The 19,617-nt window shown below is 42.2% G+C and carries 20 protein-coding genes; 14 read left to right on the forward strand and 6 right to left on the reverse strand.

What is annotated here, in order from left to right; all coding sequences use genetic code 11:
* The first annotated feature begins 29 nt into the window (after nucleotides 1-29).
* The 3 genes from ACK1LH_RS05955 to ACK1LH_RS05965 are packed head-to-tail and all read left to right on the forward strand — an operon-like array spanning nucleotide 30 to nucleotide 4,419.
* Complete coding sequence (locus tag ACK1LH_RS05955; protein ID WP_411334726.1) at nucleotides 30-1,898, forward strand: histidine kinase; 1,869 nt, start codon at nucleotides 30-32, stop codon at nucleotides 1,896-1,898.
* A complete protein-coding gene (locus tag ACK1LH_RS05960) occupies nucleotides 1,873-3,369 on the forward strand; it encodes a response regulator (RefSeq protein ID WP_203289876.1) in 1,497 nt (498 codons plus the stop codon). Before ACK1LH_RS05955 ends, ACK1LH_RS05960 begins: the two co-directional genes overlap by 26 nt.
* Before the next feature lie 36 nt (nucleotides 3,370-3,405).
* Nucleotides 3,406-4,419: a S66 peptidase family protein gene (locus ACK1LH_RS05965; protein WP_411334727.1), complete on the forward strand. Its 1,014-nt coding sequence runs from the start codon at nucleotides 3,406-3,408 to the stop codon at nucleotides 4,417-4,419.
* A gap of 68 nt (nucleotides 4,420-4,487) precedes the next feature.
* Here the strand turns inward: ACK1LH_RS05965 and ACK1LH_RS05970 are convergent, their stop codons facing one another.
* Nucleotides 4,488-4,670, reverse strand: coding sequence for a YolD-like family protein (locus ACK1LH_RS05970; protein WP_029282294.1), 183 nt, complete (start codon nucleotides 4,668-4,670; stop codon nucleotides 4,488-4,490).
* A 204-nt stretch (nucleotides 4,671-4,874) separates the two neighbouring features.
* Here ACK1LH_RS05970 and ACK1LH_RS05975 point away from each other — a divergent pair, with 204 nt between their 5' ends.
* The 3 genes from ACK1LH_RS05975 (at nucleotide 4,875) to ACK1LH_RS05985 (ending at nucleotide 8,505) form a co-directional block, all read left to right on the forward strand.
* A complete protein-coding gene (locus ACK1LH_RS05975; RefSeq protein WP_411334728.1) occupies nucleotides 4,875-5,693 on the forward strand; it encodes a uroporphyrinogen-III synthase in 819 nt (272 codons plus the stop codon).
* 463 nt (nucleotides 5,694-6,156) lie between these two features.
* Nucleotides 6,157-7,242 carry a glutamate 5-kinase gene (proB, locus tag ACK1LH_RS05980; RefSeq protein ID WP_411334729.1) on the forward strand — a complete coding sequence of 362 codons (1,086 nt, stop codon included), beginning with the start codon at nucleotides 6,157-6,159 and terminating at the stop codon, nucleotides 7,240-7,242.
* Nucleotides 7,243-7,257: 15 nt separating this feature from the next.
* Complete coding sequence (locus ACK1LH_RS05985; protein WP_411334730.1) at nucleotides 7,258-8,505, forward strand: glutamate-5-semialdehyde dehydrogenase; 1,248 nt, start codon at nucleotides 7,258-7,260, stop codon at nucleotides 8,503-8,505.
* 68 nt (nucleotides 8,506-8,573) lie between these two features.
* Here ACK1LH_RS05985 and ACK1LH_RS05990 read toward each other — a convergent pair whose 3' ends face one another.
* Both ACK1LH_RS05990 and ACK1LH_RS05995 read right to left on the reverse strand, forming a co-directional pair.
* A complete protein-coding gene (locus tag ACK1LH_RS05990; RefSeq protein ID WP_411334731.1) occupies nucleotides 8,574-8,891 on the reverse strand; it encodes a hypothetical protein in 318 nt (105 codons plus the stop codon).
* Nucleotides 8,892-9,069: 178 nt separating this feature from the next.
* Nucleotides 9,070-9,348, reverse strand: coding sequence for a hypothetical protein (locus ACK1LH_RS05995; protein ID WP_411334732.1), 279 nt, complete (start codon nucleotides 9,346-9,348; stop codon nucleotides 9,070-9,072).
* A gap of 289 nt (nucleotides 9,349-9,637) precedes the next feature.
* Between ACK1LH_RS05995 and ACK1LH_RS06000 the strand changes: the two genes are divergently transcribed.
* Genes ACK1LH_RS06000 through ACK1LH_RS06015 form a run of 4 tightly spaced genes read left to right on the forward strand, consistent with a single transcriptional unit; the run spans nucleotide 9,638 to nucleotide 12,636 of the window.
* On the forward strand, nucleotides 9,638-10,378 hold the full coding sequence (locus ACK1LH_RS06000) for a sugar phosphate nucleotidyltransferase (protein WP_411334733.1): 741 nt from the start codon (nucleotides 9,638-9,640) through the stop codon (nucleotides 10,376-10,378).
* Nucleotides 10,375-11,325, forward strand: coding sequence for a dTDP-glucose 4,6-dehydratase (gene rfbB / locus ACK1LH_RS06005; protein ID WP_411334734.1), 951 nt, complete (start codon nucleotides 10,375-10,377; stop codon nucleotides 11,323-11,325). The genes ACK1LH_RS06000 and rfbB overlap by 4 nt, the downstream gene beginning before the upstream one ends.
* Before the next feature lie 20 nt (nucleotides 11,326-11,345).
* On the forward strand, nucleotides 11,346-12,185 hold the full coding sequence (gene rfbD / locus ACK1LH_RS06010; RefSeq protein WP_411335071.1) for a dTDP-4-dehydrorhamnose reductase: 840 nt from the start codon (nucleotides 11,346-11,348) through the stop codon (nucleotides 12,183-12,185).
* Entirely contained in the window at nucleotides 12,178-12,636 is a 459-nt protein-coding gene (locus ACK1LH_RS06015; RefSeq protein WP_411334735.1) for a dTDP-4-dehydrorhamnose 3,5-epimerase family protein, read from the forward strand. The genes rfbD and ACK1LH_RS06015 overlap by 8 nt, the downstream gene beginning before the upstream one ends.
* A gap of 8 nt (nucleotides 12,637-12,644) precedes the next feature.
* Here the strand turns inward: ACK1LH_RS06015 and ACK1LH_RS06020 are convergent, their stop codons facing one another.
* The 3 genes from ACK1LH_RS06020 to ACK1LH_RS06030 are packed head-to-tail and all read right to left on the reverse strand — an operon-like array spanning nucleotide 12,645 to nucleotide 15,056.
* Nucleotides 12,645-13,451 carry a glycosyltransferase family 2 protein gene (locus tag ACK1LH_RS06020; RefSeq protein ID WP_411334736.1) on the reverse strand — a complete coding sequence of 269 codons (807 nt, stop codon included), beginning with the start codon at nucleotides 13,449-13,451 and terminating at the stop codon, nucleotides 12,645-12,647.
* Nucleotides 13,444-14,103: a NeuD/PglB/VioB family sugar acetyltransferase gene (locus ACK1LH_RS06025; RefSeq protein WP_411334737.1), complete on the reverse strand. Its 660-nt coding sequence runs from the start codon at nucleotides 14,101-14,103 to the stop codon at nucleotides 13,444-13,446. The genes ACK1LH_RS06020 and ACK1LH_RS06025 overlap by 8 nt, the downstream gene beginning before the upstream one ends.
* A complete protein-coding gene (locus ACK1LH_RS06030) occupies nucleotides 14,100-15,056 on the reverse strand; it encodes an SDR family NAD(P)-dependent oxidoreductase (RefSeq protein ID WP_411334738.1) in 957 nt (318 codons plus the stop codon). The genes ACK1LH_RS06025 and ACK1LH_RS06030 overlap by 4 nt, the downstream gene beginning before the upstream one ends.
* 545 nt (nucleotides 15,057-15,601) lie before the next feature.
* Here ACK1LH_RS06030 and ACK1LH_RS06035 point away from each other — a divergent pair.
* Genes ACK1LH_RS06035 through ACK1LH_RS06050 form a run of 4 tightly spaced genes read left to right on the forward strand, consistent with a single transcriptional unit; the run spans nucleotide 15,602 to nucleotide 19,613 of the window.
* Complete coding sequence (locus ACK1LH_RS06035) at nucleotides 15,602-16,717, forward strand: DegT/DnrJ/EryC1/StrS family aminotransferase (RefSeq protein ID WP_411334739.1); 1,116 nt, start codon at nucleotides 15,602-15,604, stop codon at nucleotides 16,715-16,717.
* On the forward strand, nucleotides 16,717-17,736 hold the full coding sequence (neuB, locus tag ACK1LH_RS06040; protein ID WP_411334740.1) for an N-acetylneuraminate synthase: 1,020 nt from the start codon (nucleotides 16,717-16,719) through the stop codon (nucleotides 17,734-17,736). The genes ACK1LH_RS06035 and neuB overlap by 1 nt, the downstream gene beginning before the upstream one ends.
* A complete protein-coding gene (gene neuC / locus ACK1LH_RS06045; protein WP_411334741.1) occupies nucleotides 17,733-18,890 on the forward strand; it encodes a UDP-N-acetylglucosamine 2-epimerase in 1,158 nt (385 codons plus the stop codon). Before neuB ends, neuC begins: the two co-directional genes overlap by 4 nt.
* 3 nt (nucleotides 18,891-18,893) lie before the next feature.
* A complete protein-coding gene (locus tag ACK1LH_RS06050; RefSeq protein ID WP_411334742.1) occupies nucleotides 18,894-19,613 on the forward strand; it encodes a cytidylyltransferase domain-containing protein in 720 nt (239 codons plus the stop codon).
* Nucleotides 19,614-19,617 lie beyond the last annotated feature (4 nt).

The raw sequence follows: 19,617 nt of genomic DNA on the forward strand, positions 1-19,617 counted from the left end.
AGAACGTCAAAAGAACAGCAGGTGTCACCATGGCAGGAAATATAAAAACAAAGATCTTCGAAATGTTCCTCAAACTCTCATTGCAGCAAAAATTCATCGCCTTATATATTTTCATCATTATGATTCCAGTCGTTGCATTTACCCTGATTTATACGAGGCAAGTGGATGAAAGTGCGATAAAGGACATTACAACAAAAAATGAATATCTCCTTGAAGTAGAAAAAGTTCATATCGAAAACAATATCGAATCGATGAGGAGAACGGCACAGATGGTCGTCTCTGATAATGAATTTATTGATTTTGTGAAATCAAGAGATGAAACAAATGTGGACGAACTGCTGAACTTTAAAATGAATGCGTTCTCAAATGTATCAAGGCTTCAGGTGAATAATCCAACCATTGAAAACATTCACCTTTACACAAACAATCCCTTCGTAAACGAAATGTGGCCGATCCTTTTCAGTGAGGAGCGGATTGCCGATAAGCCATGGAAGCAGGAAGCCATCGACCGAAACGGCATGGAAATGTGGTGGTATGAACAGCAGGATTACGATATCCTCGGACGCTATCCATACCGGGCGAATGCCAAGATTTCAGTCTTGCGGGAGCTGGATTACCCGAAGGATGAACATTTGGGCATCATTGAAATCAGCATGCTTCAAAAGAACTTTTTCCCGAAAATGTTCAGTACGGTTGACGCAGGTGATTCTGCGATGATGGTCATTGACCAGAACAGCAATTATATTGTCAATCCTGAAAACCGCTTTTTAAAAGAAAATGAGATTCGTATAGATACACTTACAAGCCACTTTGAAAAGGAAAAGAAGAAAGAATCCTTCTCTTTTTACTATGAAGACCAAGGGCTTCCGATTCTTGCTGGAGCTGTCTATATTGAAGCGATCGATTCCTATATGCTGAGCCTGGTCTCTCTTGAAACCATTTTTGCAGATACAGAAAACACCAGGAATCTCGTCCTTGGGGGCATTGTGTTCCTCGTGCTGATTCTCTCGTTTTTAACATACAAAATGATCTCGTATTTGCTGAAAGAGATGTACAGGCTGATGAGCACGATGAAAAAAGCTGAAGCGGGTGACTTCGGTGTGAAAGTTGAAGTGGATGAATACAGCGAAATCGGACAGCTTGCCTACCATTTCAGAAGCATGCTGGCAAAAATTAACCGCCTGATTGCTGAAGCTGTGCATAAAAATGCCGTAACAAAAGAAGCAGAGCTTAAAGCTCTTAAGACACAAATCGATTCTCATTTTCTATTTAATACACTTGAAAACATCAAGATGATGGCGGAAATAAAAGGAGATTACGAGACGTCCGATGCCGTAACCTCCCTCGGTTCCATGATGCGCTACAATCTTAAATGGAAAAATGATTTTGTGCTGCTTCAGGAAGAACTGACGCATATCAAACATTATATTGACATTATGAATCTGCGGCTTGAGAACAGACTGACGCTCAAAGTCGATGTGCCGGACAAGCTTCTGGCATCAGAAGTGCTGAAGATGTCTCTTCAGCCAATCGTAGAAAATTCAGTCAAGCATGGTCTGATTCCATTGCTTGCTGAAAAGCAGGGCGTTATCAAATTAAGTGCAGAAAGAACGGACAGCGGAATATTGATCGAGATAGAAGATAACGGGACCGGGATGAATGATAGAGAGAAAGACGGCCTGTCTGAAAAAATTACAGCAGGACAGCATACCGAAACGCTTCACGGGTCTGGAATCGGGCTTGTAAACGTAAATGAGCGGCTGCTCCTGCATTATGGAACGGATTATGGACTTCAAATAGAAAGCGAAGAGGGAGCTTTTACAAAAGTTTCATTCCTAGTACCAGACTTGCAGACAAAGGGGGACTTACAGCATGTACAATCTGTTAATAGCGGATGATGAATCAAATATCAGGCTTGGCATTAAAGCCATGATTGAACGGGAATTCCCGGGCGAAATGAATATTTTCCTAGCGGGAGACGGGCTTATGGCACTGGATATCATGAACAGGGAACAAATCGATCTTCTCATCACAGATATAAAAATGCCCCGCATGAACGGAATTGAACTGATCCGCACCCTGCAGGACGCGGACGAAAAACCGATCCTGATCATTTTAAGCGGTTATGATGATTTTGAATATACAAAGGCAGCTATTAAATGCAAAGTAAAGGATTACCTTTTAAAACCAGTGAACAGAAACGAGCTGTTCCAGACCGTCCGCAGTTCAATGGAAGATCTGGAAAAGACAAAAACACTCGTTCAGCAGGAACTTGAAGAGGAACAGCTAAGACAAATTCAGTACATCCTGCTGAATCCGCTTCTGTCAAAAGAACGAATTAAAGAAATTTGCGGGGAATCAAAGCTTGAAGCTAAAAGTGGTCACTATTTCATTGCCGTTATGAATCAGGGGAGAAACCTCTTCGAAAAAGCAGAGCAGGTATTGAAAAAAGAAATCCTGTTCCTGGACCAGAAAGACCGGACCGTCATTCTGACAGAAGATCAAACTGTTCTCGATTTGCTTAAACAGCACATCCCTGAAGCAGAAATAGGCTGCAGCGTGCAGAAAACCGATTTTTCTGAAATCAGAGAGGCCTATCTGGAAGCTGCTGAGGCAAGTAAATATTCGTTTGTCCACCCGAGACACTCATTTATCGATTACAAGACGGTTACATCTAAACCTGCAGCAGACATGCTTCCCATTGAGGAAATCAAGAAAATCAAAAACATGCTCGGAACAATCAGAGAACAGGAAATTAAGTCTCTGCTGCTTAAAGTACTTGATCATGAAAGAATCACAGCCTATTCGATCGACTATCTCGAAAGCATCCATCATGAAATAAACAGAATCATCTATGAACCTTTTTTTGAGCGGTTTGGAGAAGAATCAAAAGCCGCATTTAAGAAGCTTTCCCATATGGAGGATCTCTACAGCTTCCGCGATTTCTATCATTACTTTCATGAAACACAGGAACTGATCCTGAGGCTACATGAATATATGAAGCAGCTGAAGTCGATCTCAACTGAACAGACCTATATGGAACAGGCACTTGCATTTATCGGCGAAAACTATCAAAAAGACCTGAATCTTGCCGTTGTTTCCAATCACATATCCCTGAACTACTCCTATTTCAGCCATGTGTTCAAGGAAAATACCGGTCAAAATTTTGTCGATTACCTGAAAAAGGTCCGCATTGAAAACAGCAAGAGACTGCTTCAAGATCCTGACTTGAAAATCTTTGAAGTCAGTGACAGGGTCGGCTACAAAAACCCGAAGCAATTTGCCCGCGTATTCCGTGAGCTTGAAGGCATATCACCGAAGGAATTCAGGGAGGCGGCCGGCATTTCAGCCGCGAAGGAACAGACATAATCTTATTTTCCAGGAAATCATCGGGAGGCAGATAAAATGATTACATATCCATTGTTAAAATCAAATGCCGTAATAGGAGTAACCGCCCCGTCGTCTGGTGTTCCGCAGGAATTGCACGGACTGCTGAAGCAGGCCTCTGAAAAAATGGAATCCAGGGGATATACCATTATTACAGGTGAAACAGCCTGGACGCAGGAAAAAGCAAAATCCGCACACGCAGCAAAACGATCAGAGGAATTCAATCAAATGATGCAGGATGATCGAATTGACTTCATTCTCCCTCCTTGGGGCGGCGAGCTTGCGATGGAAATGCTGGAAGGTGTCGATTACGATGCCATAAAGGAAAAATGGATTTTGGGATACTCCGATGTCAGCGTACTTACACTTGCTATTACTCTTAAAACGGGGATGGCAACAGCTCACGGAACGAACCTGATTGATTTAAGAGGTGAATCGTCCGACCCAACCTCTGCCATGTGGGAAACCGTCCTGAAAACAGAAAGAGGAGGGAAAGTGACTCAAATCTCCTCAGAAAAGTACCAAGAAAAGTGGCAGCACGAGAACCCGACACCCCATGTGTATCATCTGACAGAACCAACTGTCTGGAAAACAGTGTCCGGTCAAGATGAACAGGTCAAGGGACGCCTGCTCGGAGGCTGCATTGATGTGATTAAACATCTGGCAGGCACACCGCTTGGGGATGTTGAGGCTTTTTCCAAAAAGCATATCGCCGGCGATCCGATCATCTGGTATTTTGAAAACTGCGCGCTTTCTGCAACGGATTTGCGCATATCGCTTGTCCAGCTGAAAATGGCCGGCTGGTTTGAAAATTGCTCAGGAATCCTTTTTGGAAGAAGCCCGGCCAACCATCCGGTAGAGGGGTATACGGCAGAGGATGTCTATGAGGATCTCGCATCTGAACTTGGAGTACCTGTCATCTACGATATTGACTGCGGACACCAGCCTCCGCAGCTGACCCTGATAAACGGTGCTTTTGCGGACGTGACAGTGGAGAATGGAAAAGGGATTGTTGTTCAGGAGTTTAGATGATGGGAGATAGCTTTTCACATAAGACACAAAAAAAAGAGCATCAGCTTTCTTGATGCTCTTTTTTTGTGTCAATAAATTTCTTTAATTCCCGCCAACCTGATTGAAAAGACATTCTTATCTTCGTCTTCAAGTGACAGGGTCTGATCGCTCAGGTCGAGATTGCGGACGCGGCCTTTCAATGTCTGAACGGCACCGTCAATATAGTAGTTTACAGTTACAAGCTTATTGCGCCTCAATGCTTTTAAAATCATGTGAATGTCTCCTTCCGTTTTCGTGTTTATTTAAAGGGATTAATTTAAAATGTAATCGTTTTCTATGAATATATTCCTATTATACTACAGGTTTTTGAAAGCGATTACATAAAGTTTGAACACTTTGTGAAAAAAAACACATTGAACAGGTTCCCTTCACGTGATACCTTTAATAAAAAGGCCGCAGAAAAGGGGACGCGCAGCATGGGAAGAGGTTTAGAAGGCAAAAAAGTTGTGATTGCAGGATCTAGAAAAACAGACGAAATCAGTACGCTGATTGAAAAACAGGGGGGCACTCCGCTTGTCCGCTCTCTGCAGGGAACCGTTTTTCTGGCTGAAGAGCAGGTCGAACCGGATTTGCGCAAGTACATAAATGAGGGGGCGGACTGGACCATCCTGACGACGGGAATAGGAACAGAAACGCTGGTGAAGCTGTCCCGTCAGCTGGGAGAGGAAGAAGCATTTTTAAGACAGCTCCGCGAGTCGAACATTGCTTCAAGAGGATACAAGACCTTCGCTTCGCTCAAAAAGCTTGGATTGGCTCCATTAAAAAAGGATGATGACGGAACGACCAGAGGCCTTGTCCGCGCTTTGGAAAATGAAGACTTTTCCGGAAAAAGAGTCATGGTGCAGCTCCACGGTGAAACAGCGCCTGCACTGATCAGGTTTCTTGAAGAAAAAGGGGCATCTGTCCACCAGGTGCTTCCGTACCGCCACATATCCCCTGATGAAAAAGCCGTCAGCCTGCTTTGTGAAGAAATGAAAGCAGGAGAAATTGATGCGGTATGCTTTACCGCTGCCATCCAGGTTCGCGAATTTTTTCAGTATGTTAAAAAGCATGATTTAACGACGGATGTATTTGAAGCCTTCAAAACACGCACACTCCCTGTAGCTGTCGGGAAAATTACAGCCGAAGCCCTTACAGAGGAAGGGGTAGAGAATACGCTTGCTCCTGATCTTGAACGAATGGGTGCGATGATTATCGAACTTGCCAATTATTATGAAAAAAAACAATTGACATAAGCCGTCCGACTGCGCATAATATATAAAAATCAATGAACGCTGAAGCGGGACTAGTATGCGGGACTTTGTGCAAAAGAGAGCGGGGTTTATAAGCTGAGAGACCCCGCAGCAGCAAAGCCGCAGAACCTGCCTGCCGAGTCCTGTGCCAAACACACAGGCGCCATCAGCCTGGCGTTATCAGGCAAAGCGGGATGCCACGTGCATCCAACCAAGGTGGTACCACGGAGAGCAAAGCCCTTTTCGTCCTTATTTTACAGGACGGGGAGGGCTTTTTTTATTCCATGAAGATGAGGGGGTCAAAAAGCGTCGTGAATGAACCCTTCGTACGAAGAATCAGGAGCTGAAGGGTCAAAAAGCGTCGTGAATGAACCCTTCGTAAGAAGAATCAGGTGCTGAAAGGTAAATATCCTGCGGCACCTCTGTCCAATACATCCACTTACCAAACTAAAGGAGGCAAACCCTCATGAAAAAACGGATTGTTGTTAAAATCGGGAGCAGTTCTCTTACGAACAGGAAAGGTGAAATCGATCTGGAAACGTTCACCGATCATATTACAGCGCTTGCTCGGCTGAGACAAGCAGGGCATGAAGTGCTGCTCGTTTCATCGGGTGCTGTTGCCGCAGGTTTCAGAAAGCTTGGTTATCCTGCCAGACCCCTTACGCTGAAAGGCAAGCAGGCCGCGGCTGCTGTCGGTCAGAGCCTGCTGATTCAGGAATATATGGCTCAGCTTGGGGCGTACGGTTTTATTCCTGCTCAGATTTTGCTGACCCGGACAGATTTTTCATCAAAAGAGCGTTACAGAAACGCTTTTGCCACGATTCGCGAACTGCTTGACAGAGGCATTATCCCGATCATTAATGAAAATGATACAGTTTCTGTTGAGGAGCTGACGTTTGGTGATAATGACATGCTGTCTGCACTTGTCAGCGGCCTTGCACAGGCTGATGAGCTCGTTATTTTAACGGATATCAACGGACTGTATGACAAAAATCCGCGCGATCACACAGATGCGAAAAGATATGACCGTTTGACCGGAATTACCGATGAGATGATGCTTGGAGCGGAAGGAGCGGGATCTTCAGTCGGAACCGGGGGAATGAAATCCAAGCTTGCTGCGGCGAAAACAGCCATTGAGCTTGGGGTATCTGTTTTTATCGGAACAGGAAGAGGCGATGATAAGTTCATCCGCATCCTGAATGGTGAGGGAGACGGGACCTATATAGAAGCCCGCTCTTTCCTAAAAAGCAGCAAACAGTGGATTGCCCTTCATTCTTTAGTCAAAGGGAAAATTTTTATTGATGAAGGAGCAGAGTCTGCTCTCATTATGAGAGGGAAAAGCTTATTGCCTGCAGGTGTTTGCGACATTTCCGGAGCATTTGAAACTGGTGATGTGGTGGAAGTTCACGGACCGAACGGGATGCTTGGAAAAGGAGAGGTTTTATGTTCCTCTGAAACATTAAAGCAGGTAATGGGAAAACGGACAAAAGAAGCAGGAGCTGTGCTTGCATCCATTGAAGTGATACACCGCGACCGATGGGTCAAAGCGTGAAACGGAGGGGTAACCATGAGTGAGGTTATGAGGAAAGGGAAAATTGCCAAGGCTGTCAGCTATGACATGATGCAGGTGCCGACAGAAGAAAAAAACCGTGCACTGGAACAAATAGCGGGGCAGCTTGAGACAGAGCGTGATTTTTTAATAAAAGAGAATCAAAAAGATATTGAGGCCGGAAAAAAGGCGGGCATGACAGATTCCATCCTGGACCGCATGCTGCTGACTGAAAAAAGAATTAATGATATGGCTTTAGCCATTCGCCAGTTAATTAGTCTAGAGGATCCTGTTGGAGAAGTGCTTGAGACGATCCAAAAAGAAAATGGGCTGCTTATCCAGAAAAAACGAGTGCCGCTCGGCGTAATCGGAATGATTTATGAAGCGCGGCCAAATGTGACGATTGACGCTGCAACTCTGTCGCTGAAAACAGGAAATGCCGTCATTTTGAGGGGAAGCTCTTCTTCCATCCATTCAAATAAAGCGCTCGTCAGCGTGATCCACCGGGCTCTTGAGCAGACTTCGGTCCCTCATGAAGCGGTTCAGCTGATTGAAGACACGAACAGAGAAACAGCCAAACAGCTTTTTACGTTAAATGAATACTTGGATGTGCTGATTCCGCGGGGTGGAAAAAATCTGATAGATACTGTAGTCAGAGAGTCAACTGTTCCAGTACTGGAAACTGGTGCAGGAAACTGCCATATTTATATTGATGAATCTGCTGACCCTGAGATGGCTGCGAAAATTTTGATCAATGCTAAAACACAGCGTCCATCTGTCTGTAACGCGGCGGAATCACTGTTGATTCATGAAAAGTGGCTTTATCAATACGGTGCAGATTTACTCAGCAAATTGCATGAGCTTTCTGTGAAAATTGTTGGAGATGAAAAAATCTGTTCTCTTTTAAGTAATGCCGAACTTGCGTTAGAAGAAGACTGGGCTGCAGAATACCTTTCAATGAAAGTAAGTATAAAATCAGTAGAGAGTACTGAAGAAGCAATTCAGCACATAAACCGGTATGGAACAAAGCATTCAGAAGCAATTGTTACCGAAAATAAAAAAAGTGCATCGAAATTTCAGAACCTGGTCGATGCTGCTGCTGTCTATCACAATGCTTCCACTCGCTTTACTGACGGTTTTGAATTCGGATACGGCGCCGAAATCGGCATCAGCACGCAAAAATTGCATGCAAGGGGGCCGATGGGGCTAAAAGCTCTTACATCCCATAAGTATTTGGTCTGCGGCAACGGCCAAATTCGATCATGAGATAAGAAAAAAAGAGTCGGCAGAATACCGCTGACTCCTTTTTAGTTCAAAATTTATGTGTATTGAGTTTAGAAAAAAAGTGTAGTAGTCGGCGGGAAGAAATTAAGGAAACCGCCATCTCCTGATAAGCCTAGAAGAAAGCTTTCAAATTCTTCGCTGCTTAGTGAAGATAGATCTGTAATGCCTTCAATCTCCGGGACCGAAACAGTAGCAGGCAGAAGTCCAGCTGCGCTCGGAGCAAGCCTTACAATACAGTCTTCCTCATCATATGCAAGCTGGCCGACAAATGTGCCTCCAGAAGTAATAATCTGAACATTTTCCCCATCTAATCTTTCAAGCTCATCTTCCCAGAATTTACATGGTTTACTGCTTTTATCTTTGGACAATCGTAACTCTCCTTTACAAGTTAAATTGAATGTGAAAAGGGAGTTTATTTGGATACTAAAGAAAGGCGCTCCCTCTTCTTTTTTACACTATATACACATTTTCATTTTTAGGAACGGCATTTGACCAATTCAGTATATGAGAAGTTTCTCAAGCTGTGTACGGTAAGCTCTTACTTTACTACCTTGAATTGCCCAATTCAGTTCCTGAAGCAAATGCATAATACTCACTCATTGACAATTGTGATAGATCAGTCAATCCAGTAATTTCCTGTACCGAGACTGAAACTGGCAGTAAATTAGGTGCATTAGGTGCAAGACGCACAGTACATTTGTCGCTTGTCAATGTAAGTGACCCCGCAAAAGCACTGCCTGAAGTTGTAATTTGGACATTTCTGCTGCGCAATCTTTCAAGCTCATCCTTCCAAACCTTGCATGAACTGCTGCTTCCTTTTGACAATAATACCTCTCCTTTTCAAAAATATTAAAAGAAAAGAAGGCAGGAATTTTGCTTCATCATTCGCACCTTTTTTTCTTGTTGCTATACTATATACAAGTCCTATTAATTGAGGAACGGCCATTAGCCTGTTATTGAAAAATCAGTGAAATTGCTGATAGACTGCCCTTTATAAAGATTTTTAAGGAAGTATGGGAAGGAACTGCTTCAAGGGAAAGATAATGACATATTCACTTCCAAAAACATACATATATGATGTAGGTAAAAATGCGTTTAAAGGCGGTATCCATTTATGAAAGGGGTCATACTTGCAGGCGGAACAGGCACTCGATTGAACCCATTTACAAAAATAATAAATAAACATCTCTTGCCGGTCGGAAGGTACCCAATGATTTATTGGTCTATAAAAAAATTAAGCGATGCCGGCATTAAAGATATTCTGATTGTCACAAATAATAAGCACACTGCTCTCTTTAAGAAGATATTCGGAAACGGGGAGGAATTAAATGTTTCTCTTCAGTATGAAGTTCAGAAAAAGGATGGAGGGGGTGCAGCAGATGCTCTTCTATGCTCCTGCAGCTTTATTCAAAGTGAAAAGTGTGTCGTGCTTTTGGGAGATAATATATTTGAAGATTCGTTAGTGCCTTTTGTAACGAAATTTAAGAAGCAGTCATCGGGCGCAAGAGTTCTCCTCAAAAAAGTTAAGGACCCGGAACGCTATGGTGTAGCGGTATTGAATCAGGATGGCAATCAAATTGAATCTATCCATGAAAAACCGAAGCGCCCGCTATCACCCTATTGTGTAACCGGAATTTATATGTATGATCCTCATGTTTTCACCTATATAAATAAACTTCGTCCCTCTGATCGCAATGAACTGGAAATTACCGACGTCAACAAAATGTATCTAGCAAACGGCAGGCTTCATTTCGATATATTAGAAGGATGGTGGGTTGACGCGGGCACGCATGAATCCCTTTTTCACGCAAACCAGCTTGTAAATGGCATGACAGATTTGGAGGCCGATTTATGACAAAACATGTATTGATTTCAGGAGGAGCGGGCTTTATCGGGGCGAACTTCATCGCCTATCTATTAAAAAATACCGAGTACTCAATTACAAATGCAGATTGTCTGACGTATGCCGCCAGTTTAGAGAATATTCAATCCTTTACCTCCTCAGAACGCTATCGATTTATTCAATATGATATTGGCAGCAGCGAAAAGGAATCTGAGATCTTTGATCAAAAATATGATGCCATCATTAACTTTGCTGCAGAAACACATGTAGATCGCAGTATATCGAATGCTTCCCCTTTTATTTATACAAATATTAACGGAACATTTCATCTCCTTCAGGCTGTGCTGGACGGAAAAGCTGACAGAATGATTCAAATTTCTACGGATGAAGTATATGGCTCTCTTTCCCCCTATGAATCTCCTTTCACAGAGCATTCCGCTCTTTTACCCAATAATCCATATTCAGCAAGTAAAGCGAGTGCCGATCTGCTTGTCCGCTCCTACTATCAAACCCACAGCCTTCCAGTTATCATCACGAGATGCAGCAACAATTACGGCCCTATGCAGCACCTAGAAAAATTTATTCCCAAGGTCATTACGCATGCCCTCACAGATAAAAAAATTCCTCTATACGGCGATGGCCTGAATATCCGCGACTGGATTTTTGTAGAGGACCACTGCCGGGCCATTCATATGGTGCTTGAACAGGGGAAAGCAGGCGAAGTCTATAATATTGGGGGAAATACTGAAAAAACAAATAGAGATGTCATAGAAGAAATAGTAAAACAAACAGGCAAAAAAAATGACATGATTGAGTATGTGGAGGACCGGAAAGGCCATGACCGCAGATATGCCATAAATTCCACTAAAATCGAAAAAGAACTTGGCTGGTCACCTTCAATTTCTTTTCATGAAGGAATCAAAAGAACAATAGAATGGTATAGAAAAAGGCTCGGGTGAAAGCAGGTGATGTCTTGAATGTGCTGATAACAGGTGCAGGCGGTCAATTGGGAAAAGAGCTCTCAAGACAGCTGCTGCAGAACCATCAGGTAACAGCTCTTACAAAAAGTGATTTAGATGTTGCTAATAAAGAGGAAGTACTGAAAGTCATCTGCCAGAAAAAACCTGAAATGATTATACACACTGCGGCATTTACGGATGTTGAACAATGTGAATCAAATCGCAGAAAAGCCTTTGAGGTAAACTGGCGGGGTACTGCAGCCGTCGCTAGAGCTGCAGAAACTGTGCAGGCACGACTGATTTATATCAGCACTGATTATGTATTTGACGGCAAAAAAAAAGCACCTTATACAGAGGATGATCCGCCTTATCCGCTTTCAATTTATGGTTTGAGCAAGCTGTATGGGGAAAAGTGTGTTCTTGACTATAAAAGAGGCACAGTTATTCGTACATCTTGGCTATTCGGTCACGAGGGAAAAAATTTCTTAAAAGCCATTCTCAGACAGGTGAATGAAAACAAGATTCTTAGAGTTGTAGAGGATCAAATAGGCTCTCCAACTTATGTAAAAGATCTGGCGGAAATTATTTTGAAACTGGATAAGAAGACAACCGGCATCTATCACGTTTCAAATACAGGTGCATGCTCATGGTATGAATTTGCCAAAGCCATTGTTCGTGAAGCAGAGGTAAATCCCGGGAAAGTGATTCCGGTTTCAACGGATTTTTATGGAACGATTGCTAAAAGACCTGCTTATTCAGTCATGGCCCATCATGCGCTGAAAAGAGAGGGGTTTGACCCTTTGCGTTCATGGCAAGACGCTCTAAAAGAATTTTTTAATAAGGAGAATTCGGATGATTGACGGGGTGAAAACAAAGAAACTCGTAAAGCACCTTGATGACCGGGGCTTTTTTGCCGAGCTCATAAGAGACGATGAAAAGGAATTTCTTGCAAAGTTCGGCCAGGCATCTTGGTCAATGAGCTATCCTTCTGTGATTAAAGCCTATCATTATCATGAGAAACAGGATGATCTGTGGTTTTTTCCTTCAGGCAATGCACAAGTTGTTCTGTATGATCTTAGGGAGAAATCTCCAACAAACGGACAAACGAATGTTTATTATATGGGCGAACAAAATCCAATTATGCTCCTTATCCCGAAAGGTGTAGCCCATGGTTATAGAGTACTTGGGGAGAAACCGGCCGTCATCATTTATTTTACAACTGAACCCTACAATCCCCTTGAACCCGATGAAAAACGAATTCCGTGGAATGATCCTGTTATTGGATTTAACTGGGAAACAGAGAATAGATAAAGAGCCTTTTAAAATGGAACATAATGACGTTCCAGATTAAAAGGCTTTTCTTTTTCAGCAGTTTCTGTGATTTTACTGAGATCCTGAATGTTCCACTTTTCTTTAAATTTCTTTTCGCTGTTTTTCACTGTTTTTATCTGCAGAGTCCGGTTTGTTTTAAAGCTGCTGTTTCCGTAATGATGAATGAAAACATCATTTGCGACCAAGAGTTTTTTTCCATAAATGCTCGCCCTAAGTGAAAAATCTGTATCTTCAAAGTACCCGGGGGAAAAACGTTCGTCAAATCCTCCGATGGCATCTACTAATGATTTTTTGAAAATCATGCAGAGACCGCTTAAATGACTGGCCAGAATTCCTTGCTGGTGGTTTTGTTGAGAGAACTCGTTTGCGAAATTGTGCATTTGCTCCAGTGAATGGTAGGGGACTTGCCGGACGGCTTGATGAGGCAGGACCAAATTCGATCTTGGTCCTGCAATACCTGCTTGAGGCTGATGATCTAAACACCATTTCAAGCGTTTTAGCCATTCATTTGTCACGACAGTATCATTGTTTAAAAGGACGATATATTCCCCTGCCGCTTCATTCAGCCCTTGATTACAGCCTGCAGGAAATCCTTTGTTTTCATTATTTTTAATCAAAGTAATGCCAGAAAGAGGTTCCAGATAAGCAATGGTCCCGTCTGAAGAAGCATTGTCAACTACAATGATCTCGATTTTTTCAGGTGTATGTTCCATCAGACTGGCAAGACACTGTTTCGTGTAAGAAAGTCCGTTGTGAGTGAGAATGATAATGGATGTTAATCCGGAATTATTCATTCTGATTCCCTTCAATGTCTGGATGAATTTTTTTAATGACCCGAGCAGGCGCTCCGTAGACAAGGGTGTTGTCCGGTACATCCCGGACAACAACTGATCCTGCTCCTATGATGCAGCCGGTTCCAATTGTTATTCCAGGAATGATGATGACACCGGTTCCAATATCTGTACGGCTGCCTACTGTCACGGTTCCTGCAAGATTTGAACCAGGGCCGATATTTACATAATCGCTGATTATGCAGTCATGATCAACACTAGCCAATGTGTTGATTATACAGCCTTTTCCAATACAAGCATCTGCATTTATGACAGCTCCTGCATTTATAAAACTCCCAGCACCTATCGAAGAAGATTTACTGACACAAGAATGGTCATGAAGGATGGGCGGTAATTGTCTGTGGTGATTTATCAGCTCCTGCATTTTTCTATCTCGAATGAAGACATCCCCAATAGCTACATGCCACGCCTCGATATTATGATCAAAATTTGCACTTGCTGATTCTTCAACTCTTACAACTTTGTAGGAGTTAAAAAAAGATGAGTCAGGAAAAAATTTTGTGTAAAAAGTGACCTTAGAAAAAGTACTTTTGCTCATAAGTGCTTCAAGCACTGTTTTACTGTGGCCGCCTGTTCCGATTATTCCCCACCTCATGATTTCAAATCCTTGAATATTTCCATCATTTCCAGGTGACTGATTGTTTTAACTTTGTCTGAACGGTAATCAGTAAGACTGGCTTTTTTAAACGACCCATTATTAGGAGGGATGTGAGAAATGGCAAACATTTGGTCATTTTCATAGACATTCTGCAGTTCGTGTTCCGAAGCAAGCTCTTCATAAAGCTTTTCGCCTTTTCTTGCTCCGATAATGGCAATTTCCGGTTCAGTGAGCTGATGATCTTTTGCATATTGTTTCAGACCGTCCACTAAATCAGACAGCTTCAGTGCTTTCATCTTCAGAATATAGGTTTCTCCGCCATCAGAATATGCGCATGCTTTAATCGTAAGCTGCACTGCTTCTTGAATGGACATAAAAAACCGTGTCATGCCAAGATCTGTTATGGTCAATGGCTGCCTGCTCATAAGCTGATCAAATAAGAGCGGGATAACGGAACCTCTAGAACCGAGAACATTTCCAAACCTTACTGAGCTGAAAGTTGTTCCATGGTTGTTAAGTTTCATATTTGCCTGATGAAACAGCTTTTCAGACAGAAGCTTTGTTGCCCCCATCGTATTTGTAGGGTTAACTGCTTTATCTGTACTGATGTTAATAACTTTTTTAACATGGTTTTTTAAAGCAGCTTCTATGAGATTTATGCAGCCTAAAAGATTGGTCTTGATTGCTTCATCTGGATTATCTTCACAAGCAGGCACCTGCTTTAACGCAGCAGTATGAAAGATGAAATCAACATTCGTACATATATATTCAACCCGGCGGTAATCACGAATGTCGCCGATTAGGTAATAGATATTTGAATAATCTCTTAATGCTTGTTTCATCAAATATTGTTTACTGTCGTCTTTGCTGAAAACAATAATTTTCGCTGGAGAATAGTTTACTAGTTCCCTAACAATCTGGCTGCCGATTGAACCTGTACCTCCAGTCACGAGGATGACTTTATCTTTATAGAAGGTGTGCAGATTTAAATGAACAGTTGAAGGGTGATTCTGGTTGATATTAAAAACCTCCTTTATAAAGAATTAGATACGTCAGTAGTATCATATGTTTTAAGATTCAAAATGGAGTTAGGAAATGCATACATTTTTCCAGCCTGAATCTATTAGTCTGTCCTTATTAATAGGACAGAATAGCTGCAGTGATAGACCGCAAGAATCATTTAATCTGTCCGGTGCAGGTCAAGACGAAGCCTTCCAAGGCAAGCCCAGGTATCCATGACAGAAGCGATCAAAACCGAAAATGGAATATGATTTAAAAAACATGATAAAAAAGGACTGGCCTATTTTTACTCTTTTCTTCTGATGTTCTCAAATAGGAATATACTGGTATTGGAAAAGGTATGAGATTGCATCACCTATTTTTCATTGAGTAGGCTCTTGGTACAAGCGAAAAGAAGGTTGGAAAATATGATAAAAGAGACGGAATTGAAGCTTTTATTACAAGATTGCCTTACTTAAAAAAGGAGAATGCAGGAATGATTCCTTTATCAAAGCCCGATATTACATCTCTAGAAAAGAAATACGTGATGGATGTGTTGGATTCAGGAAAATTGAGCTTGGGAGATAAAGTCAAAGAATTTGAAGGGAAGTTTAAGGATCTGCTGAATGTTTCTTTTGCTGTGGCTATGAACAGCGGCACTAGTGCGTTGCATGCAGCAGTCAAAGCGCTTGGTCTTACTGAAGGAGATGAGGTCATTACTTCCCCTTACAGTTTTATTGCATCAAGCAATTGTTTGTTATACGAAGGGGTCAAGCCAGTGTTTGTCGATGTTCATCCAGATACAACTGTGATGAATGAAAATCTGATTGAAGCAGCAGTGACGGAGAAAACGAAAGCGATCCTTGTTGTTCATATTTTTGGGCATCCGTGCAATATGGATAAGATTATGGAAATCGCTTTGAAGCATAACTTAAAAGTGATTGAAGATGCCTGCGAAGCCCTGGGTGCGACTTGGAAAGGCAAGCTTGCCGGAACGTTTGGGGATGCTGGCATATTTGCATTTTATCCAAATAAACAGATTACAACTGCAGAAGGCGGAATGCTTGTTACACAACAGAAAGAAGTGTATGAGGTTTGTGCAAGTCTTCGTAATCAGGGAAGAAACATCAGCAATGAATGGCTCATGCACGAAAGGCTCGGCTACAATTACAGGCTGTCGGATGTACATGCAGCCATTGGGATTGCTCAGATGGAAAGACTCCATGAAATCTTGGCGAAAAGAAAGAAAGCTGCGGCCCATTACCACAGCTTAATTGATCATCATCAGGTGCCTGTTGCTTATCTCAAGGAACATCCCGACGCTGAAATCAGCTGGTTTGTATACCCGGTTCTTGTCCCTGAGACAGCTGACCGTGATGAGGTAATGAAAAAACTCTTGGAAAAAGGGATACAAACTAAGCCATATTTCCCTTCCATTCACTTGCAGGCGTTTTATAAAACCCTTTTTCAAACTAAAGAAGGAGACTTTCCATGCGCTGAAATGCTTGGAAACCGCTCATTGGCTTTGCCGTTTTTTAATGATTTAAAAGAAGAGGAACAAGAATTTGTTATCGCTGCTCTTAAGGAACTTCTGACAAAGGAGCAAGGATAATGCTGAATCTGTCAAAAAGAGCATTTATTATTGCGGAAATTGGGGTTAATCATAACGGATCTTTGGATATGGCGAAAAAATTGGTGGACGAAGCTGTCCGTGCAGGGGCAGATGCTGTGAAATTTCAAATGTTTCAGGCAGACGAATTGACAACAAGAACCGCCGGACTAGCAGACTATCAAAAAAAGACAATGGAAGCAACTCAGCATGAAATGCTCAAAAAACTGGAGCTTTCTTACGCAGATTTTATTGAACTGAAGAAGTACTGCGACAATAAAAATGTTTTTTTCATGGCAACACCATTTGACGTGAAGAGCGTGGATATATTGAACGAAATGGGAATGAAGGTTTTCAAAGTAGGGAGCGGAGACCTGACTAATTTCCCCCTGCTGAAGCAAATCTCCAAAAAGAAGAAACCGATTATTCTTTCAACTGGCATGGCTCTGCTGGAGGAAATCGACAGAACCATCAGCTATCTGCAATCACTGAATGAAAGGCAGGAAATTTGCATTCTTCACTGTACCTCAAGCTATCCTGCACCTGAAGAAGAGCTCAATTTGCATGTGATTAAAGACTATATTAACCGCTATCCATTTACAATTGGCTATTCGGATCATTCAGTCGGTACACATATACCTGTAGCAGCTATAGCGATTGGAGCCAAGATAATTGAAAAACACTTCACACTGGATCAGACACTGCCGGGACCAGATCATTCCGCTTCAATGCAAGCAGAGGAATTCAAAGAAATGGTACGGCAGATTCGATTAACAGAAACGGCACTCGGATCTGATCAAAAGCAATTGACAAACCTTGAAACACAAGTTAAACCTCTTGTCAGAAGAGGTCTTTATCTGAAGCGTGACCTGCCAGCCGGTACTGTAGTGACTGAACAGGACCTAATTGCCCTGCGTCCATTGGAAGGAATAGAAGCTAATGAGTACGAGAATGTTTTAGGCAAAGTTCTAAAGACTTTTAAAAAGCAGCATCAGCCGTTATCCTGGGATGATTTCTTATGAAAAAAAAACAAATCGTCTGTCTGACAGGAACTCGTGCCGACTATGGAATCTACCGGAACCTTCTCCTTTCTCTCGATAAAAGCGAAGATTTTTCCTTGTCGCTTATCGTAACGGGCATGCATGTCATCCAAGAATATGGAAATACCATTGAGGCTGTTAAACAAGATAACCTTCAAATTGCAGCTTCACCTGCGATTTTATTAAAAGGTGACAGCGAACTTGCCATGTCTCAATCTTTAGGTCTCGGCATTCTATATTTTTCAACTATTTTAGATGAAATAAAACCGGATTATCTGCTCGTCTTGGGTGATCGGGGTGAAATGCTTGCTGGTGCAATATCGGCTCATTATTTAAACATCCCTATCGTTCACTTTCATGGAGGGGAAATCAGCGGTTCGGCCGACGATGCCATTCGCCATGCTATTTCAAAGCTTGCACATCTTCATTTTGTATCATCTGAGAAATCCCGCAGCCATCTACTAAACCTCGGAGAAGAAAAATGGAGGGTACAAGTAATTGGAAGCTTGAGAAAGACCGAAATTAATGAAGTCATAAATATGAAAGAGTCTCAGATAACAGAGCTCAAAGAGAAATATTTCATTGATCCTTATAGAAAGCTTCTCTTAATTGTCTTTCACCCGGATTCACGAGATTCTGTGCCGGTAACTATACAAATTGACACGCTGATTTCCTCACTTGATTCATTCAAACAGGAACAAATGATCTTTATCGGAGCAAATAGTGATGCAGGCGGAGAATTGTTTAATCAGAAGTTCAGGCAATTTTGCAGTAAAAATGAGGAACAGGCATTCTTCTTTTCCTCCGTTCCTCAAAAAGATTATTTATTTTTATTAAGCCAGGCAGATGTATTAATAGGAAATTCAAGCAGCGGATTAATCGAAGCGCCTTTTTTCTCTCTTCCATTCGTACTGCTCGGCAATCGGCAAAATGGGAGAGAGAAAGGAAGCAATGTAATCGAAATCCCCTATGAGGAAAAAGCGGTGGTGAATGCTGTCAGAAGCCTGCTGTGTTCAAAGAGAATCGAATCCAGCAACCCATATGATGTTACAAACTGCCCGGAATCACATGTACTTGCCGTGTTAAATAAATCAATAGATCAGTGGCAGCTTCTGAATAAAAAGGCAGGTGAATGAAGGATGTATAAAAACAAACGAATCTTGGCCTTGATACCTGCTAGGGGAGGAAGCAAAGGAATTCCCTATAAAAATATTAAAATACTATGCAAAAAACCGCTTATCTCCTGGACAATCGGTTTGCTTAAAGAAATCCCGGAAATTGATAAAACGGTTGTCTCTACCGATGACTTGAATATTTCAATCGTTTCTCAATTCTTCGGAGCAGATGTGATAGAGCGTCCAGGAGACATTTCGGCTGACTATTCGCAGCCCATTGACGCTGTCATGCATGCTTTAACTGTCTTAAAAGAACGAAATAAAACCTATGATATTATTCTTTATCTTCAGCCTACATCTCCCCTGAGATCGAAAGAAGATATTTATAATTGTCTGGATCTTCTTATTGATAATAAAGAAAGGTATACATCTGCTGCCACTTTCACAGAAGCAGATACAAACCCGGTTCAGGCTTGGAAAATGGAAGGCTCCACCCCAACAACTTACTTAGAGGGCGCAAATCCGTTTCTCCCACGCCAAAAGCTGCCTAGAGCCTATCAGCTCGCAGGTTCAGTCTATGCATTTTTTACGGATACCGTCAGTGATAAGAGCGTACACTTTCTAGGTGACCGTCCAGGAGGGATCATCATTCCGAAAGAAAGAGCAGTGGATATTGATGATGAGGCGGATTTTCGTGCGGCAGAACATCTATTGGAACGGAGAATATATGAAGGTTATTTGTAAACGG

The organism is Metabacillus indicus, from assembly GCF_046603695.1.
Classification (GTDB): domain Bacteria; phylum Bacillota; class Bacilli; order Bacillales; family Bacillaceae; genus Bacillus_P; species Bacillus_P indicus.

Coding starts and splice junctions, on each gene's coding strand:
- ACK1LH_RS05955 (WP_411334726.1), top strand. CDS start 30: ATGGCAGGAAATATAAAAACAAAGATCTTCGAAATGTTCCTCAAACTC.
- ACK1LH_RS05960 (WP_203289876.1), top strand. CDS start 1,873: ATGTACAATCTGTTAATAGCGGATGATGAATCAAATATCAGGCTTGGC.
- ACK1LH_RS05965 (WP_411334727.1), top strand. CDS start 3,406: ATGATTACATATCCATTGTTAAAATCAAATGCCGTAATAGGAGTAACC.
- ACK1LH_RS05970 (WP_029282294.1), bottom strand. CDS start 4,670: ATGATTTTAAAAGCATTGAGGCGCAATAAGCTTGTAACTGTAAACTAC.
- ACK1LH_RS05975 (WP_411334728.1), top strand. CDS start 4,875: ATGGGAAGAGGTTTAGAAGGCAAAAAAGTTGTGATTGCAGGATCTAGA.
- proB (WP_411334729.1), top strand. CDS start 6,157: ATGAAAAAACGGATTGTTGTTAAAATCGGGAGCAGTTCTCTTACGAAC.
- ACK1LH_RS05985 (WP_411334730.1), top strand. CDS start 7,258: ATGAGTGAGGTTATGAGGAAAGGGAAAATTGCCAAGGCTGTCAGCTAT.
- ACK1LH_RS06000 (WP_411334733.1), top strand. CDS start 9,638: ATGAAAGGGGTCATACTTGCAGGCGGAACAGGCACTCGATTGAACCCA.
- rfbB (WP_411334734.1), top strand. CDS start 10,375: ATGACAAAACATGTATTGATTTCAGGAGGAGCGGGCTTTATCGGGGCG.
- ACK1LH_RS06015 (WP_411334735.1), top strand. CDS start 12,178: ATGATTGACGGGGTGAAAACAAAGAAACTCGTAAAGCACCTTGATGAC.
- ACK1LH_RS06020 (WP_411334736.1), bottom strand. CDS start 13,451: ATGAATAATTCCGGATTAACATCCATTATCATTCTCACTCACAACGGA.
- ACK1LH_RS06025 (WP_411334737.1), bottom strand. CDS start 14,103: ATGAGGTGGGGAATAATCGGAACAGGCGGCCACAGTAAAACAGTGCTT.
- ACK1LH_RS06035 (WP_411334739.1), top strand. CDS start 15,602: ATGATTCCTTTATCAAAGCCCGATATTACATCTCTAGAAAAGAAATAC.
- neuB (WP_411334740.1), top strand. CDS start 16,717: ATGCTGAATCTGTCAAAAAGAGCATTTATTATTGCGGAAATTGGGGTT.
- neuC (WP_411334741.1), top strand. CDS start 17,733: ATGAAAAAAAAACAAATCGTCTGTCTGACAGGAACTCGTGCCGACTAT.
- ACK1LH_RS06050 (WP_411334742.1), top strand. CDS start 18,894: ATGTATAAAAACAAACGAATCTTGGCCTTGATACCTGCTAGGGGAGGA.